General features: G+C 55.2%; 29 protein-coding genes. All 29 read left to right on the forward strand.

All coding sequences use genetic code 11. The annotated features are described in order from the left end of the window. Positions 1–25 precede the first annotated feature (25 nt). The 29 genes from tuf to rplQ all read left to right on the forward strand — a co-directional run bounded on the left by tuf (position 26) and on the right by rplQ (position 15167). Complete coding sequence (tuf, locus tag QT231_RS11070) at positions 26–1219, forward strand: elongation factor Tu (RefSeq protein WP_308336943.1); 1194 nt, start codon at positions 26–28, stop codon at positions 1217–1219. A 159-nt stretch (positions 1220–1378) separates the two neighbouring features. Further along, entirely contained in the window at positions 1379–1690 is a 312-nt protein-coding gene (gene rpsJ / locus QT231_RS11075; RefSeq protein WP_007112007.1) for a 30S ribosomal protein S10, read from the forward strand. Between the two features lie 161 nt (positions 1691–1851). Continuing rightward, positions 1852–2490 (forward strand): 50S ribosomal protein L3, encoded by a 639-nt coding sequence (gene rplC / locus QT231_RS11080; protein ID WP_308336944.1) that lies wholly within the window; start codon positions 1852–1854, stop codon positions 2488–2490. Between the two features lie 15 nt (positions 2491–2505). Further along, positions 2506–3111, forward strand: coding sequence for a 50S ribosomal protein L4 (rplD, locus tag QT231_RS11085; RefSeq protein WP_007112005.1), 606 nt, complete (start codon positions 2506–2508; stop codon positions 3109–3111). Further along, a complete protein-coding gene (gene rplW / locus QT231_RS11090; protein WP_008959167.1) occupies positions 3108–3404 on the forward strand; it encodes a 50S ribosomal protein L23 in 297 nt (98 codons plus the stop codon). Before rplD ends, rplW begins: the two co-directional genes overlap by 4 nt. A 17-nt stretch (positions 3405–3421) precedes the next feature. After that, positions 3422–4252, forward strand: coding sequence for a 50S ribosomal protein L2 (gene rplB / locus QT231_RS11095; protein ID WP_008959166.1), 831 nt, complete (start codon positions 3422–3424; stop codon positions 4250–4252). 33 nt (positions 4253–4285) lie between these two features. Further along, the gene (rpsS, locus tag QT231_RS11100) at positions 4286–4561 is read left to right on the forward strand and encodes a 30S ribosomal protein S19 (RefSeq protein ID WP_009098993.1); all 276 of its coding nucleotides are present in this window, start codon (positions 4286–4288) and stop codon (positions 4559–4561) included. Positions 4562–4579: 18 nt separating this feature from the next. Beyond that, complete coding sequence (gene rplV, locus QT231_RS11105) at positions 4580–4912, forward strand: 50S ribosomal protein L22 (RefSeq protein ID WP_007112002.1); 333 nt, start codon at positions 4580–4582, stop codon at positions 4910–4912. Positions 4913–4922: 10 nt separating this feature from the next. Next, positions 4923–5627: a 30S ribosomal protein S3 gene (gene rpsC, locus QT231_RS11110; RefSeq protein ID WP_230805198.1), complete on the forward strand. Its 705-nt coding sequence runs from the start codon at positions 4923–4925 to the stop codon at positions 5625–5627. Between the two features lie 15 nt (positions 5628–5642). After that, entirely contained in the window at positions 5643–6056 is a 414-nt protein-coding gene (gene rplP / locus QT231_RS11115) for a 50S ribosomal protein L16 (protein ID WP_007112000.1), read from the forward strand. Next, the gene (gene rpmC, locus QT231_RS11120) at positions 6056–6247 is read left to right on the forward strand and encodes a 50S ribosomal protein L29 (protein ID WP_007111999.1); all 192 of its coding nucleotides are present in this window, start codon (positions 6056–6058) and stop codon (positions 6245–6247) included. The genes rplP and rpmC overlap by 1 nt, the downstream gene beginning before the upstream one ends. Position 6248: 1 nt before the next feature. Next, entirely contained in the window at positions 6249–6509 is a 261-nt protein-coding gene (gene rpsQ / locus QT231_RS11125) for a 30S ribosomal protein S17 (protein ID WP_007111998.1), read from the forward strand. 49 nt (positions 6510–6558) lie between these two features. Beyond that, complete coding sequence (gene rplN, locus QT231_RS11130) at positions 6559–6930, forward strand: 50S ribosomal protein L14 (protein WP_008959163.1); 372 nt, start codon at positions 6559–6561, stop codon at positions 6928–6930. 14 nt (positions 6931–6944) lie between these two features. Beyond that, a complete protein-coding gene (gene rplX / locus QT231_RS11135; protein WP_088702075.1) occupies positions 6945–7259 on the forward strand; it encodes a 50S ribosomal protein L24 in 315 nt (104 codons plus the stop codon). An 18-nt stretch (positions 7260–7277) separates the two neighbouring features. Continuing rightward, positions 7278–7817, forward strand: a complete 540-nt coding sequence (gene rplE, locus QT231_RS11140) for a 50S ribosomal protein L5 (RefSeq protein WP_035582688.1) — start codon at positions 7278–7280, stop codon at positions 7815–7817. Positions 7818–7827: 10 nt separating this feature from the next. Continuing rightward, the gene (rpsN, locus tag QT231_RS11145; RefSeq protein WP_113269837.1) at positions 7828–8133 is read left to right on the forward strand and encodes a 30S ribosomal protein S14; all 306 of its coding nucleotides are present in this window, start codon (positions 7828–7830) and stop codon (positions 8131–8133) included. Positions 8134–8165: 32 nt separating this feature from the next. Continuing rightward, a complete protein-coding gene (gene rpsH, locus QT231_RS11150; protein WP_071695003.1) occupies positions 8166–8558 on the forward strand; it encodes a 30S ribosomal protein S8 in 393 nt (130 codons plus the stop codon). A 9-nt stretch (positions 8559–8567) separates the two neighbouring features. Then, entirely contained in the window at positions 8568–9098 is a 531-nt protein-coding gene (rplF, locus tag QT231_RS11155; protein WP_088702077.1) for a 50S ribosomal protein L6, read from the forward strand. A gap of 9 nt (positions 9099–9107) precedes the next feature. Then, a complete protein-coding gene (gene rplR / locus QT231_RS11160) occupies positions 9108–9458 on the forward strand; it encodes a 50S ribosomal protein L18 (RefSeq protein ID WP_008959159.1) in 351 nt (116 codons plus the stop codon). A gap of 11 nt (positions 9459–9469) precedes the next feature. Continuing rightward, positions 9470–9970, forward strand: coding sequence for a 30S ribosomal protein S5 (gene rpsE, locus QT231_RS11165; RefSeq protein WP_007111990.1), 501 nt, complete (start codon positions 9470–9472; stop codon positions 9968–9970). A 6-nt stretch (positions 9971–9976) separates the two neighbouring features. Beyond that, positions 9977–10159 carry a 50S ribosomal protein L30 gene (gene rpmD, locus QT231_RS11170; RefSeq protein ID WP_022520864.1) on the forward strand — a complete coding sequence of 61 codons (183 nt, stop codon included), beginning with the start codon at positions 9977–9979 and terminating at the stop codon, positions 10157–10159. 3 nt (positions 10160–10162) lie between these two features. Continuing rightward, positions 10163–10597, forward strand: coding sequence for a 50S ribosomal protein L15 (rplO, locus tag QT231_RS11175; RefSeq protein WP_101147111.1), 435 nt, complete (start codon positions 10163–10165; stop codon positions 10595–10597). Then, positions 10598–11929 carry a preprotein translocase subunit SecY gene (gene secY / locus QT231_RS11180; RefSeq protein WP_064235086.1) on the forward strand — a complete coding sequence of 444 codons (1332 nt, stop codon included), beginning with the start codon at positions 10598–10600 and terminating at the stop codon, positions 11927–11929. A 64-nt stretch (positions 11930–11993) separates the two neighbouring features. Further along, positions 11994–12107: a 50S ribosomal protein L36 gene (gene rpmJ, locus QT231_RS11185; RefSeq protein ID WP_008959154.1), complete on the forward strand. Its 114-nt coding sequence runs from the start codon at positions 11994–11996 to the stop codon at positions 12105–12107. A 123-nt stretch (positions 12108–12230) separates the two neighbouring features. After that, positions 12231–12587 (forward strand): 30S ribosomal protein S13, encoded by a 357-nt coding sequence (rpsM, locus tag QT231_RS11190; RefSeq protein WP_022520863.1) that lies wholly within the window; start codon positions 12231–12233, stop codon positions 12585–12587. A gap of 39 nt (positions 12588–12626) precedes the next feature. Continuing rightward, complete coding sequence (rpsK, locus tag QT231_RS11195; protein WP_007111985.1) at positions 12627–13013, forward strand: 30S ribosomal protein S11; 387 nt, start codon at positions 12627–12629, stop codon at positions 13011–13013. 12 nt (positions 13014–13025) lie between these two features. After that, positions 13026–13646 carry a 30S ribosomal protein S4 gene (gene rpsD / locus QT231_RS11200; protein WP_308336945.1) on the forward strand — a complete coding sequence of 207 codons (621 nt, stop codon included), beginning with the start codon at positions 13026–13028 and terminating at the stop codon, positions 13644–13646. 99 nt (positions 13647–13745) lie between these two features. Beyond that, a complete protein-coding gene (locus QT231_RS11205; protein WP_064235085.1) occupies positions 13746–14741 on the forward strand; it encodes a DNA-directed RNA polymerase subunit alpha in 996 nt (331 codons plus the stop codon). 39 nt (positions 14742–14780) lie between these two features. After that, positions 14781–15167 carry a 50S ribosomal protein L17 gene (gene rplQ, locus QT231_RS11210; RefSeq protein ID WP_008959150.1) on the forward strand — a complete coding sequence of 129 codons (387 nt, stop codon included), beginning with the start codon at positions 14781–14783 and terminating at the stop codon, positions 15165–15167. Positions 15168–15357 lie beyond the last annotated feature (190 nt).

A 15357-nucleotide genomic window follows, 5' to 3' on the forward strand; every position in this document is an offset into this window, starting at 1 on the left:
TAGCTAACGTAAAGAGGTTATAGCAGTGGCTAAGGAAAAATTTGAACGTTCCAAACCGCACGTCAACGTCGGCACCATTGGTCACGTCGACCACGGTAAAACGACTCTGACTGCGGCCCTAACCCGCGTGTCTGCTGAGGTTTTCGGCGGCGACTGGCGTGAGTTTGATACCATCGATAACGCTCCGGAAGAGCGCGAGCGCGGTATCACCATCGCTACGTCACACGTGGAATATCAGTCTGAAGAGCGTCACTACGCTCACGTTGACTGCCCAGGACACGCTGACTACGTCAAGAACATGATCACCGGTGCTGCGCAGATGGACGGCGCAATCCTGGTATGTTCTGCCGCAGACGGCCCGATGCCGCAAACTCGCGAGCACATCCTGCTGTCTCGTCAGGTTGGCGTACCGTTCATCGTTGTGTTCCTGAACAAAGCGGACATGGTCGATGACGAAGAGCTGCTCGAACTGGTAGAAATGGAAGTTCGCGAACTCCTCGACCAGTACGACTTCCCGGGTGACGACACGCCGATCATCACTGGTTCTGCGCTGATGGCGCTGAACGGTGAAGATGACAAGGGCATGGGTACTACCGCCGTTGCTAATCTGATCAAAGCTCTGGATGAGTACATCCCTGAGCCGGAGCGTGCCATCGACCAGCCGTTCCTGATGCCGATCGAAGACGTGTTCTCTATCTCTGGCCGCGGTACTGTTGTTACCGGTCGTGTAGAGCGCGGTATCGTCAAAGCGGGCGAAGAAGTGGAAATCGTGGGTATCCGCGACACCACCAAAACGATCGTTACCGGTGTTGAAATGTTCCGTAAGCTGCTCGACGAAGGTCGTGCTGGTGAGAACGTTGGCGCCCTGCTGCGTGGTACTAAGCGTGATGACGTTGAGCGTGGTCAGGTACTGGCCAAGCCGGGCACCATCACTCCGCACACTGTCTTCGAAGCAGAAGTTTACGTACTGTCCAAGGAAGAGGGTGGTCGTCACACGCCTTTCTTCAAGGGCTACCGTCCGCAGTTCTACTTCCGTACCACCGACGTAACTGGTACTTGTGAACTGCCGGAAGGCGTTGAAATGGTCATGCCGGGTGACAACGTTCAGATGGTTGTTACCTTGATCGCTCCGATCGCAATGGACGAAGGTTTGCGCTTCGCTATTCGTGAAGGCGGCCGTACTGTCGGTGCTGGCGTTGTGGCCAAGATCGTCAAGTAAGCAACATGCTTGAATGATGAAGGGGGCTCTGATGAGCCCCCTTTTCTGCGCACCAACAGCAAATGTTTGACATGGGCTTTTGGCGTGCCTATAATGCGCATCCTTTGAATGCGTGGGTAGACGGCTCGCGCCGTCGACATCCATTGGAGTTTAGGGCAAATGCAGAACCAAAAGATTCGCATTCGGTTGAAAGCTTTCGACCATCGCCTGATCGACCAGTCTACAGCGGAGATTGTTGAAACCGCTAAGCGTACTGGTGCTCAGGTTCGTGGACCGATTCCGCTGCCGACCAATCGCGAGCGTTACACCATTCTGATCTCGCCGCACGTCAATAAAGATGCGCGTGACCAGTATGAGATTCGTACGCACAAGCGTGTGCTCGACATTGTTGAGCCGACCGAAAAAACTGTTGATGCTTTGATGAAACTTGATCTCGCCGCAGGCGTTGACGTGCAAATCAAACTCAACTAATTACACTAGTCACTTTGCGGCCCAGCGCTCATCGCTTGTACTAACAAGCTAGCATGAGCAGCAGCCGCCGCGCCGTGAGGCGCCATACAATGTGCTAGTGGAATGTTCTGGAAAGGGCAGCCATAGCGGGTGATAGCCCCGTACACTATAGGAGACTGAGTATGACTATCGGTTTAGTCGGTAAAAAGGCCGGGATGACCCGTGTCTTTACCGAAGACGGCGCGTCTGTGCCCGTAACCGTTATTGAAGTTGATCCTAATCGTGTTACACGCGTTAAATCTGTCGAGTCTGACGGTTACGCAGCGATTCAGGTCACATCTGGCTCTCGTAAAGCTAAGCACCTCACCAAAGCGCAGGCTGGTCAGTTTGCCAAGGCGGGTGTTGAAGCTGGTCGTTCGCTGATGGAATTTCGTCTTGCAGAAGGCGAAGAGATTCCTGAAGTAGGCGGCGAAATCACCGTATCCCTCTTCGAAGCTGGTCAAATGGTTGACGTGACTGGCACCTCTAAGGGTAAAGGCTTCCAGGGTGCTGTTAAGCGCTGGAACTTCCGTACCCAAGACATGACTCACGGTAACTCTCTGTCGCATCGCGCGCCGGGTTCTATCGGCATGTGTCAGACACCGGGTCGCGTTTTCAAAGGCAAAAAAATGGCCGGTCAAATGGGTAACGCCCGTTGCACCGTGCAGAGCCTTGAGATCGTCCGTGTCGACGCCGAGCGTAACCTGCTGCTGATTAAAGGCGCCGTACCGGGTGCTCCCGGTAGTGACGTTATCGTTCGCAGCGCCGTGAAAGCAGGCTGAAGGGGATAATTACCAATGAATCTGAATCTTGCTGCAGGCGCGGGTACCGTTGAAGTAGCCGACGCCACTTTTGGCAAAGAATTCAACGAAGCGCTCGTTCACCAGGTTGTCACTGCCTATTTGGCAGCTGGCCGTCAGGGAACCCGCGCACAAAAGAGTCGTTCCGACGTTCGTGGCGGTGGTAAAAAGCCGTGGCGTCAGAAAGGCACCGGTCGTGCACGTGCCGGTACCATCCGCTCTCCGCTATGGCGTAGCGGCGGCGTAACCTTCGCGGCGCGTCCGCAAGACTACACCCAGAAGGTTAACCGCAAGATGTACCGTGCAGCGATGCGCTCCATCTTGTCTGAGCTGGTACGTCAAGAGCGCTTAGTCGCGATTGAAGAGTTCGTCGTCGATGCGCCCAAGACCAAGCAGGTAGCTGCCAAGCTGAAAGAGCTCAACCTTGAAAAAGTGTTGATCGTCACTGAAGAAGTCGACGAAAAGCTCTATTTGGCCGCACGCAACCTCCCTCACGTTGACGTGGTGGATGTCGCGGCAGCTGACCCGGTAAGCCTGGTAGCCTTTGACAAGGTCCTGATTACCGTCTCCGCCCTGCGTAAATTCGAGGAGAAGCTGGCATGAACCAGGAACGCGTATTCAAGGTTCTGCTTGGACCGCACGTGACCGAAAAGGCCGCGATGGCAGCCGAGCGCAACCAGTACGTTTTCAAGGTGGCATCTGATGCTACCAAACCCGAGATCAAGAAAGCCGTTGAAGCACTTTTCGGCAAGAAGGTCGGCAGTGTTCAGGTGCTGAACATGAAGGGTAAAACAAAGCGTACTGCGAACGGCGTTGGCCTGCGTAAGGGTTACCGCAAAGCGTATGTGACCCTGGCTGCGGGTGAAACGCTCGAAGACTTCTCTGGCGCCGAATAAGGGCAGGAGTACGGATAATGGCAATCGTCAAGACCAAACCCACTTCCGCCGGTCGTCGCCACGTCGTCAAGATCGTTGGCGAGGAACTGTTCAAGGGCCGTGCTTATGCACCGCTTTTGGAAAAACAGTCCAAGTCCGGCGGCCGGAATAACTACGGTCGTATCACCACCCGCCACGTGGGCGGTGGTCATCGTCACCACTATCGGTTGATCGATTTCAAACGCACCAAGGATGGCATTCCTGCCACCGTTGAGCGTCTTGAGCACGATCCCAACCGCAGTGCGCACATTGCGCTGCTGAAGTATGCCGATGGTGAACGTCGTTACATCATTGCACCGAAAGGTGTCAGCGCGGGTGACGTGCTGGAATCTGGTGTTAACGCGTCAATCAAGAAAGGCAATGCCTTGCCGCTGCGTAACGTCCCGCTGGGTTCTACGGTGCACTGCATCGAACTCAAGCCGGGTAAAGGTGCGCAGATTGCTCGCAGTGCCGGTACAAGCGCCCAGTTGGTTGCTCGTGAAGGTAACTATGCCACCCTGCGTCTTCGCTCTGGCGAAATGCGCAAAGTGTTGGCCGAGTGCCGCGCGACTTTGGGTGAAGTGAGCAACTCTGAGCACAGCCTGCGTCAACTTGGCAAGGCCGGTGCGAAGCGCTGGAGAGGCGTGCGTCCGACTGTTCGCGGTGTCGCGATGAACCCAGTCGATCACCCGCACGGTGGTGGCGAAGGCCGCACCAGTGGTGGTCGTCACCCGGTATCCCCATGGGGTGTGCCGACTAAGGGTCACAAGACGCGTAAGAACAAGCGCACCGACAAGCTGATCATTCGTCGTCGTAACAAGACGCGTTGATCTAAATTGCCAAGACATTAAGAGGTAACGGCTGTGCCACGTTCACTAAAGAAAGGTCCCTTCATTGACCTTCATCTTTTGAAGAAGGTAGAGGCTGCAGTGGAGAAGAACGATCGCAAACCGATCAAGACTTGGTCGCGTCGTTCTATGATCCTGCCCAATATGGTAGGCCTCACTATCGCGGTCCATAATGGTCGCCAACACGTCCCGGTGCACGTATCCGAGGAAATGGTTGGCCACAAATTGGGCGAATTCGCTGCTACCCGCACTTATCGTGGGCATGCGGCGGATAAAAAAGCCAAACGGTAAGCCAGAGAGGATTGAGAGATGGAAGTCACAGCTAAGCTGCTTGGCGCTCGTTTATCCGCCCAGAAGGCCCGTTTGGTGGCTGACCAGGTGCGCGGTAAACCTGTCGCCGAGGCACTCGACCTGCTGACCTTCTCACCGAAGAAGGCTGCCAAGCTGGTTAAGAAGGTGCTGCAATCCGCGATTGCGAATGCGGAAGAAAATAACGGCATGGATATTGACGAGCTGCGTGTCTCGACCATCTGCGTCGATGAGGGCATGACGCTCAAGCGTATCAAGCCGCGTGCCAAGGGGCGTGCGGATCGTATCTTGAAGCGCACGTGCCACATCACCGTCAAGGTAGCCGAGAAGTAGGAGTCGACCGATGGGTCAGAAAGTCAATCCAACAGGCATTCGACTGGGCATCGTCAAAGACCATGCTTCTGTCTGGTATGCTGAGCGCGGCGCATACGCCGATAAGCTCAATAACGATCTCGAAGTGCGTAGCTTCCTGGAAGAGCGTCTTAAAAGCGCCTCCGTTAGCCGCATCCACATCGAGCGTCCGGCGAACAACGCCCGCATCACCATTCACACTGCCCGTCCGGGTATCGTGATTGGTAAGAAAGGTGAAGATGTCGACCGTTTACGTCGCGATCTTACCCAGATGATGGGTGTACCCGTGCATGTGAACATCGAAGAAGTTCGCAAGCCGGAGCTGGATGCCAAGCTAGTCGCTGCTAACGTAGCGGGTCAGCTTGAGCGTCGCGTCATGTTCCGTCGTGCCATGAAGCGCGCGGTACAGAACGCAATGCGTCTTGGCGCTGGTGGCATCAAGATTCAGCTGTCAGGTCGTCTTGGTGGCGCTGAAATCGCACGTACCGAATGGTACCGCGAAGGTCGCGTTCCGCTGCACACGTTGCGTGCGGATATCGACTACGCCACTTACGAAGCTCACACCACCTATGGCGTTATCGGCGTCAAAGTGTGGATCTTCAAGGGTGAAATCCTCGGCGGTATCGAGGAAGTACGTGCCAAGGCTAAGCAACAGCAGCCTACCGGCAACGCGCCCAAGAAGAAAGGTTCCAGGTAAGGGGAGAGCGAGTCGATGTTACAGCCCAAGCGTATGAAATTCCGCAAGATGATGAAAGGCCGCAACCGTGGCCTGGCGCATCGCGGAAGCAAGATCAGCTTCGGGGAGTACGGTCTCAAAGCTACCGGTCGCGGCCGCATTACTGCGCGCCAGATCGAAGCCGGCCGTCGTGCGATCACGCGTCACGTAAAACGTGGCGGTAAGATTTGGATCCGCGTTTTCCCTGATAAGCCGATCTCCAAGAAGCCGCTCGAAGTTCGTATGGGTAAAGGTAAAGGTTCTGTTGAGTACTGGGTTGCCCAGATCCAACCGGGTCGGGTCCTGTATGAAATTGAAGGCGTGTCGGAAGAGCTCGCTCGTGAAGCGTTTGAGCTTGCCGCACAGAAAATGCCCTTATCCACCACCTTTGCGAAACGGACGGTGATGTGATGAAAGCCCAGGAAATTCGTGAAAAGTCCGCAGGAGAGCTCCAGGAGCAACTCCTCGAACTCCTCCGCGAGCAGTTTAACCTGCGCATGCAGAAGGCCACTGGCCAACTGAGCCAGACTCATCTGCTCAAGCAGGTCCGCCGGGATATTGCCCGCGTTAAGACTTTGCTCAACGAGAAGGCAGGTGATTGAGATGGCCGAAGAAAACACAAAGCGTACGCTCACCGGTAAAGTGGTGAGCGATAAGATGGACAAGTCCATCGTCGTCATGATCGAGCGGCGCGAGCGTCACCCGATCTACGGAAAATACGTTAAGCGCTCCACCAAGCTGCACGCCCATGATGAGGCGAACCAGGCTAAGGCAGGCGATACGGTTTCCATTCAGGAGTGCCGTCCGCTTTCCAAGAAGAAGGCCTGGACGCTGGTCGAGGTGGTTGAACACGCCAAGGGTTAATCCCTGGGCTTGTCAATCAGTGCAGTCAGATTAGGTTTGGAGAAAACCGATGATTCAGACTCAGACAATGCTGGATGTCGCCGACAACAGCGGAGCGCGCCGGGTGCAGTGCATCAAGGTGTTAGGCGGTTCACATCGTCGTTACGCTCGCGTTGGTGATATCATCAAGGTCACGGTTAAGGAAGCGATTCCGCGTGGCAAGGTCAAAAAAGGCCAGGTGCTAAAAGCGGTCGTGGTCCGGACCCGTAGTGGCGTCCGTCGTCCCGACGGTTCGCTCATCCGTTTCGATGGAAATGCGGCAGTTTTGTTGAATAACACCAACGAACAGCCCATCGGTACCCGTATTTTTGGGCCGGTGACTCGTGAACTTCGTAATGAAAAGTTCATGAAGATCATTTCCTTAGCGCCTGAAGTGCTGTAAGGAGCGAGGCGGATATGCAAAAGATCAAACGTGACGATGAAGTCATCGTCATCGCCGGGAAGGATAAAGGCAAGCGTGGCACCGTTAAGCGGGTATTAGATAACCGCTTCTTGGTGTCCGGTGTGAACATGATTAAACGTCACACCAAGCCAAATCCCATGGCGGGTAATCAGGGCGGTATCGTCGAGCGTGAGGCTCCGATTCACGCGTCCAACGTAGCCATCTTCAATTCGGAGACCGGTAAGGCGGATCGCGTCGGCTTCCAAGTGAAGGAAGACGGTACCAAGGTACGTATCTACAAGTCGACGCAGACGCAGATCGACGCCTAACGCGAGTCGGGTAGCAAAATGGCGAACTTGAAAGAACGTTATCAAAACGAGGTAGCAGCTCAACTCAAAGAAGAGTTCAGCTATGCCAACGTTATGCAGGTACCCCGGATCACGAAAGTGACTCTGAACATGGGTATCGGCGAAGCAGTCAACGATAAAAAGTTGATTGACAATGCCATCGGCGACCTCGAGAAACTCTCGGGTCAAAAACCGTTGGTGACCAAGGCACGTAAGTCCATCGCGGGCTTTAAGGTGCGCGAAGGTTGGCCCATCGGCATCAAGGTAACACTGCGCGCTGAGCGCATGTGGGACTTCTTGGACCGTTTGGTTTACATCGCGATTCCCCGCGTGCGTGACTTCCGTGGTCTCAACCCGAAGTCTTTCGACGGTCGTGGCAATTACTCCATGGGTGTGCGTGAGCAGATCATCTTCCCGGAGATCGAGTATGATAAAATCGATCGCATCCGGGGGTTGGACGTCACTATCACTACGACCGCCAACACCGACGAGGAAGGTCGCGCGCTATTAACCGCGCTGAACTTCCCGTTCAAGAAATAGGGGCGAGATCATGGCTAAGAAAAGTATGGTAGAGCGTGAGCTTAAGCGTACTCAGCTGGTCGCGAAGTATGCGGCCAAGCGCGCTGAACTCAAGAAGATCATCTCAGACGTGAACACGTCTGAGGAAGACCGCTTCGAGGCGACGCTGAAGCTGCAGCAACTGCCGCGCGACTCAAGCCCGGTGCGTCAGCGTAACCGCTGCCGTATTACCGGTCGTCCGCACGGTTTTTACAACAAGTTCGGCCTCGGCCGTAACAAGCTGCGTGAAGCCGCCATGCGTGGCGATGTTCCTGGGTTGAAAAAATCCAGTTGGTAACGCCACGTAGAATTATCAGGAGCGCACATTAAATGAGCATGCAAGACACTCTGGCGGATATGTTTACGCGTATCCGCAATGCGCAGATGGCCACCAAGGAGACGGCAACCATGCCGTCCTCCAAGTTGAAAGTGCAAGTGGCCCGAGTGCTAAAGGAAGAAGGCTACATTGCCGACTTTACGGTAGCGGAGGGCGCTAAGCCTGAGCTAACCGTAACTCTCAAGTACTTTGAGGGTAAGCCGGTCATTGAGCACATTCAGCGGGTTTCCAAGCCGTCCCTGCGCCGCTACATGGGTAAGGACAACTTGCCTAAGGTTGCCGATGGCCTGGGTATCGCGATTGTCACCACATCTAATGGTGTCATGACCGATCGTGCCGCGCGCCAAGCGGGTGTCGGTGGCGAAGTCATCTGCACCGTATTCTAGGAGGCTGGAATGTCCCGCATAGCGAAATATCCGGTTAAAGTGCCTGCCGGCGTTGATATCAAAATCAATGCTGACCAGCTGACCGCCAAAGGCGGCCAGGGCACGCTATCTATGACCATCCACTCTGATGTAGTGGTCGGTCAAGAAGATGGCCAGCTGACCTTCGCCCCGAGCGAATCTGCCAAGAGCTGGGCAATGGCCGGTACTACCCGCGCCCTCGTTCAGAACCTGGTAACGGGCGTATCCGAGGGTTTCACAAGAACTCTCGAAATTGTTGGCGTCGGTTATCGTGCCCAAGCTAAGGGCCAGACGCTCAATCTTTCACTGGGCTTCTCGCACCCGGTCGACTATGAACTGCCTAAAGGTGTTACAGCGGAAACGCCGAAGAACACCGTTATCGTGCTGAAAAGCGCCGATAAGCAGCAGCTCGGCCAGTGCGCCGCGGAAATCCGCGCCTTCCGTCCCCCCGAGCCGTATAAAGGCAAGGGTGTTCGGTACGCCGACGAGCAGGTGCGTCGCAAAGAAGCCAAGAAGAAGTAAGGCAGGGTTATGAACGCGAAGAAAGAATCTCGTCTCCGTCGTGCCCGCCGCGCTCGCGCAAAGATCCGCGAGCTGGGCGTGTATCGCCTGTGCGTCAACCGTACCCCGCGTCACATCTATGCGCAGATTATCTCGCCGGATGGTGGCAAAGTGCTGGCCAGTGCTTCTACGCTGGACAAAGCACTGCGCGAGGGTGCGACCGGCAACTCAGATGCAGCCTCTAAAGTAGGTGCTCTGATTGCTGAACGCGCTAAAGAAGCAGGCATCACCCAGGTGGCCTTCGACCGTGCTGGCTTTAAGTATCACGGCCGCGTCAAGGCGCTGGCCGACGCCGCACGTGAAGGCGGCCTGGAATTCTAAAGGGTTTTACGATGGCGAAGAACGAACAGCAAAGCGGTGATCTGCAAGAGAAGTTAGTGCAGGTCAACCGCGTCGCCAAGGTGGTCAAGGGTGGTCGTATTTTCGGCTTCACCGCACTGACCGTCGTTGGTGATGGTAAAGGTCGTGTCGGTTTTGGTCGTGGCAAGGCGCGTGAAGTGCCTGTCGCAATCCAGAAAGCGATGGATCAAGCTCGTCGCAACATGGTCAAGGTGAACCTTGCTGGCCATACGCTGCAGTACCCGGTCAAAGCCCGTCACGGTGCTTCCAAGGTGTACATGCAGCCGGCTTCAGAAGGTACCGGTATTATCGCCGGTGGCGCCATGCGCTCTGTACTAGAGCTTGCCGGTGTCCACGACGTACTGGCCAAGTGCTACGGTTCCACCAACCCGGTTAACGTGGTACGAGCGACTGTTAAAGGTCTCTCCTCCATGCAAGCACCGGAAGACGTGGCCGCCAAGCGCGGTCTGTCTGTCGAAGCGATCACGGGGTAAGGCACCATGGCAGCAACGATCAAGGTTACCCAGATCCGCAGCACCATCGGCATTATGCCCAAGCACAAGGCTACTATGAAAGGCTTGGGTCTGCGTCGCATCGGTCATACGGTTGAACTGGAAGACACCCCTGCCGTACGCGGCATGATCCACAAGGTGAACTACCTTGTGCGCGTTGAGGGAGAGTAATCCATGAAACTCAATAACCTAAGCCCGGCTCCGGGCTCCAAACACGCTGCAAAGCGCGTTGGTCGTGGCATCGGTTCCGGTCTTGGTAAGACCGGTGGCCGTGGTCACAAAGGTCAGAAGTCACGTAGTGGCGGCAGTGTTAAGCCTGGTTTCGAAGGCGGTCAGATGCCTTTGCAGCGTCGTTTGCCGAAATTCGGCTTTACGTCTGCAAAATCTCTGGTCTCTGAAGAAGTACGCCTGGCTGAGCTGGCCAAAGTTGCCGGTGGCGAAGTCACCATGGCATCTTTGAAAGAAGCCAACGTGCTGAAGGATGCTACGCTACACGCGAAGATCATCCTTTCTGGCGAACTGAAAACAGCGGTTACCGTTCGCGGAATCAAGGTCACCAAAGGTGCCCGTGAAGCGATCGAAGCCGCTGGCGGCAAGGTAGAGGACTAAATGGCCAAGTCAGGAAACATGCCGGCGATGGGCAGCGGTCTGAGTGAACTGTGGGCGCGTTTGCGCTTCGTGCTCCTCGCCATCGTGGTGTACCGTATTGGTGCCCACATTCCCGTTCCCGGTATCAATCCTGACCAGCTTGCTGCCTTGTTTAGGGAGCAACAGGGCACCATCCTGGGCATGTTTAACATGTTCTCGGGTGGCGCCCTGGAGCGCATGAGTGTTCTCGCCCTGGGTATCATGCCCTATATTTCGGCGTCGATTATCATGCAGCTCATGACTGCGGTCTCCCCTCATCTTGAGCAGCTCAAGAAAGAGGGTGAGGCTGGCCGCCGCAAGATTAGTCAGTACACCCGCTACGGCACGGTGATACTGGCGTTTGTCCAGGCCGTCGGCATGTCCGTCGGTCTGGCCAGCCAAGGCATCGCGTACACTGCAGACTTCAGCTTCTATTTCACCGCCGTGATTACGTTTGTATCGGGCGCGGTGTTCATGATGTGGCTAGGTGAGCAGATTACCGAGAAAGGCATCGGCAACGGTATTTCGCTGCTGATTTTTGCCGGTATTGTTGCTGGACTGCCCAGTGCCGTGGGCCAAGCCTTCGAGCTTGCCCGTAATGAAGGGGCCTGGAATGTTTTGCCACTGTTAGCGCTGTCTGTGTTAGGTGTTGCGACAGTCGCCTTTGTTGTTTTCATTGAGCGCGGCCAACGCCGCCTTAAGGTTAACTACCCACGGCGGCAAGTGGGCAATAAGATGTATGCAGGGCAAAGTAGCTACCTGCCTTTGAAGGTCAATATGGCCGGCGTTATCCCGGCGATTTTTGCCTCCAGTATTCTGCTCTTCCCGGCCTCTATTGGTCAGTGGGTAGGTGCCGGTGAAGGTATGGAGTGGTTGCAGCGTGCATCTCAGGCATTAGGTCCAGGTCAACCGCTTTACATCTTGCTTTTCGCGGCGGCAGTGGTATTCTTCTGCTTCTTTTACACAGCGCTGGTCTTCAACCCCAAGGATGTGGCTGACAATCTTAAAAAGTCAGGCGCTTTCCTGCCGGGCATTCGCCCCGGCGAGCAGACCGCTCGCTATATCGACAAGGTCATGACACGTTTGACCCTGTTCGGTGCCTTGTATATCACTGCGGTTTCCTTGATGCCCCAGTTCTTGATTGTGGCGTGGAACGTGCCGTTTTTCTTCGGCGGTACCTCGTTGTTAATCGTAGTCGTGGTCATCATGGACTTCATGGCCCAGGTGCAGTCGCATCTCATGTCGCATCAGTATGACTCAGTGATGAAGAAGTCCAACCTGAAAGGCTACGGTAGCGGCGGTATCATGCGCTGAGGCGCCGTCCACCCCTATTAAGTTAGAGAGGGCGCGCCGCGAGCCGGTTTTTGGAGAAAGATCGATGAAAGTTCGAGCTTCCGTAAAGAAAATGTGCCGTAACTGCAAGATCATTCGTCGCAATGGCGCTGTCCGCGTCATCTGCAGCGAGCCACGGCACAAACAGCGCCAGGGTTAATAGCCTGGGTTGTATTAAGCGGGTGCCAGCATACCCCTTGCCTTAGGGCACTAAAAGGGGTATGCTGTTGCGCCTTTTGTAGATGAATAAACGAGCAAGCCGCTCAAATTTCGGAGTAAGCTGATGGCCCGTATTGCAGGCGTCAATATCCCGGACAACAAGCATGCGGCGATCTCGCTGACCTATATCTTCGGGATTGGCCGTACTCGTGCTGAGCATATCTGTGCTGCAGCCGGTATCGCGCCTACTGCCAAGATCCAGGATCTGTCTTCTGAAGAAGTCGACACCCTGCGTTCTGAAGTTGGCAAGTACACCGTAGAAGGTGACCTTCGTCGTGATGTTACGCTTAACATTAAGCGTCTCATGGACTTAGGTTGCTACCGTGGTCTGCGTCATCGTCGTAGTCTTCCGCTGCGTGGTCAGCGGACTAAGACTAACGCGCGCACCCGTAAGGGCCCGCGTAAGCCGATCCGCAAATAACACGCACGTTCTGGCGTAAAGACAGGAATAGACATCAACATGGCTAACCCGCGTAGTAACCGTAAAAAGGTTAAAAAGCAGGTAGTGGATGCGATTGCGCATATCCATGCCTCTTTTAACAACACGATCGTGACGATCACAGACCGCCAGGGCAACGCTCTTTCTTGGGCGACTGCCGGTGGTTCGGGTTTTCGTGGTTCTCGCAAGAGCACCCCGTTCGCTGCTCAAGTGGCAAGCGAACGTGCAGCAACTGCTGCAGCCGAGTATGGTGTGAAAAACGTAGATGTACTGGTTAAAGGCCCAGGTCCCGGTCGTGAATCCGCCGTGCGCGCACTGAATGCCGCCGGCTTCCGCGTGCAAAGCATCGTAGACGCGACGCCCATTCCCCATAATGGCTGCCGTCCGCCTAAGAAACGCCGCGTTTAAGGAGACAGATTCATGGCTCGTTATATTGGACCGAAGTGTAAACTGTCTCGTCGTGAAGGCACCGACCTCTTCCTAAAGAGTGGTGTTACTCCCTTCGAGAAAAAGTGTAAATCCGAGCAGATCCCGGGTGTACACGGCCAGCGTCGTCAGCGTCTTTCAGACTACGGCTTGCAGCTTCGCGAGAAGCAAAAAGTACGTCGCATGTATGGCGTACTCGAAAAACAGTTCCGTAACTACTACAAAGAAGCCGCTCGCCTGAAAGGCGCGACCGGTGAAGTATTGTTGCAGTTGCTTGAATCCCGACTGGATAACGTCGTCTACCGCATGGGCTTCGGCTCGACTCGCTCTGAAGCGCGTCAGCTGGTCAGCCACAAGGCGATTTCCGTGAACGGCCGCACCGTTAACGTAGCTTCTTATCAAGTGAAGCCGGGTGACGTTGTTTCCATTCGCGAAAAGGCGAAAAACCAAGTACGTATTCAAAGCGCGTTGTCCATTGCGGCTAACCGTGGCGATATCGCTTGGATCGAAATCGACGCCAAGAAGATGGAAGGCACTTTCAAGGCTCTGCCTGAACGCGGTGACCTGTCTGCCGACATCAACGAAAACCTGATCGTCGAGCTGTACTCCAAGTAAGCAGTATTTCTGTTTCTTGTCGGTCTGGTGCCAGTTTAACCCTTGCACCAGATCGTACCGAGTACCAAGTATCCGTTTGGCAGCCTGAAAGGTGTTCATATGCAGCGTTCAGTGACAGAGTTTCTCCGTCCTCGCGACATCAAGGTCGAAGAAATCAGCGCACATCACGCCAAAATTGTGCTCGAACCGTTCGAGCGTGGCTTTGGTCACACCCTGGGGAATGCACTACGTCGCATTCTGCTTTCTTCTATGCCCGGCTGCGCCGTGGTAGAAGCTGAAATCGCCGGCGTCGAGCATGAATACAGTGCGCTCGAAGGGGTGCAGGAAGATGTCATTGAGATCCTCCTGAACTTGAAAGATGTTGCGATCAAGATGCACAGCCGCGATGAGGCGGTGCTCACGCTGAACAAGCAGGGCCCAGCCGTCGTCACCGCTGGCGACATTGCGCTTGATCATAGCGTCGAAATCGTCAACCCGGACCACGTCATTGCTCATGTCAATGAAGGTGCCGAGCTGAAAATTCAGCTTAAGGTAGCGCTGGGTCGTGGCTACGAGCCGGCTGACGCGCGCGGCTCTGATGAAGAGACACGTGCCATTGGCCGCCTGCAGCTGGATGCCACCTTCAGCCCTGTCCGCCGTGTTTCCTACTCGGTTGAAGCCGCTCGTGTAGAGCAGCGCACCGATCTCGATAAGCTGATTATCGACCTGGAAACCGACGGTACCCTGGATCCGGAAGAGGCTATCCGTCGCAGTGCGACCATCCTGCAAGAGCAGCTGGCCGCCTTCGTCGACCTGGAAGCTGATAAAGAGCAGGAAGTCGAAGAGGAAGAGGATCATGTCGATCCAATTCTATTGCGCCCCGTAGACGATCTTGAGTTGACCGTTCGCAGCGCGAACTGCCTAAAAGCCGAGAATATTTACTATATCGGTGATCTTATTCAGCGCACAGAAGTGGAGCTGTTGAAGACACCGAACCTCGGTAAAAAGTCTTTGAATGAAATCAAAGACGTATTGGCGGCGCGTGGCTTGTCCCTCGGTATGCGGCTGGAAAATTGGCCACCCGCTAGCCTGAAGGACGACAAGGCCTCCGCGTGAGCGTCGACTTGAGTCCCAGTTTGGTAAGGAATTACAACCATGCGTCATCGTAAGAGTGGTCGTCATCTGAATCGCACCAGCTCGCATCGTCAGGCCATGTTCAAGAACATGTCTGTCTCGCTGGTCGAACATGAAGTCATCAAGACAACCCTGCCCAAAGCCAAGGAGCTGCGTCGCGTTATCGAGCCGCTGATCACCTTGTCTAAGCAGGATAGCGTTGCCAACCGTCGTTTGGCGTTTGCCCGCACGCGCTCTAAAGAAGCCGTCGGCAAACTGTTCAACGAACTAGGCCCGCGTTATGCCGAGCGTCCGGGCGGTTACGTCCGTATTCTTAAGTGCGGTTTCCGCACCGGCGACAACGCACCTATGGCGTTCGTTGAGCTAGTTGACCGTCCGGTTGTTGAAGAAGCCGCAGCAGAAGAGTAAGTCTCTGCGCTAGGTCTCTTTGGTAGCGAATGAAAACCGACCCTCTGAGGGTCGGTTTTTTTATGGTGCGCCAGGCATGGCGCGCAGCGCCTTGACTGGCGCTGTTCCTGGGGGTGGTGCCTCAGGATGACTTGGGGGTGAAAGTCCCCTGCACGCCCGGCAAGGGGAAGTGCTAGCCGACGGCAAGGGT

This window comes from Halomonas sp. SpR1 (genome assembly GCF_031010175.1).
In the GTDB taxonomy this organism is placed as follows: Bacteria; Pseudomonadota; Gammaproteobacteria; order Pseudomonadales; family Halomonadaceae; genus Vreelandella.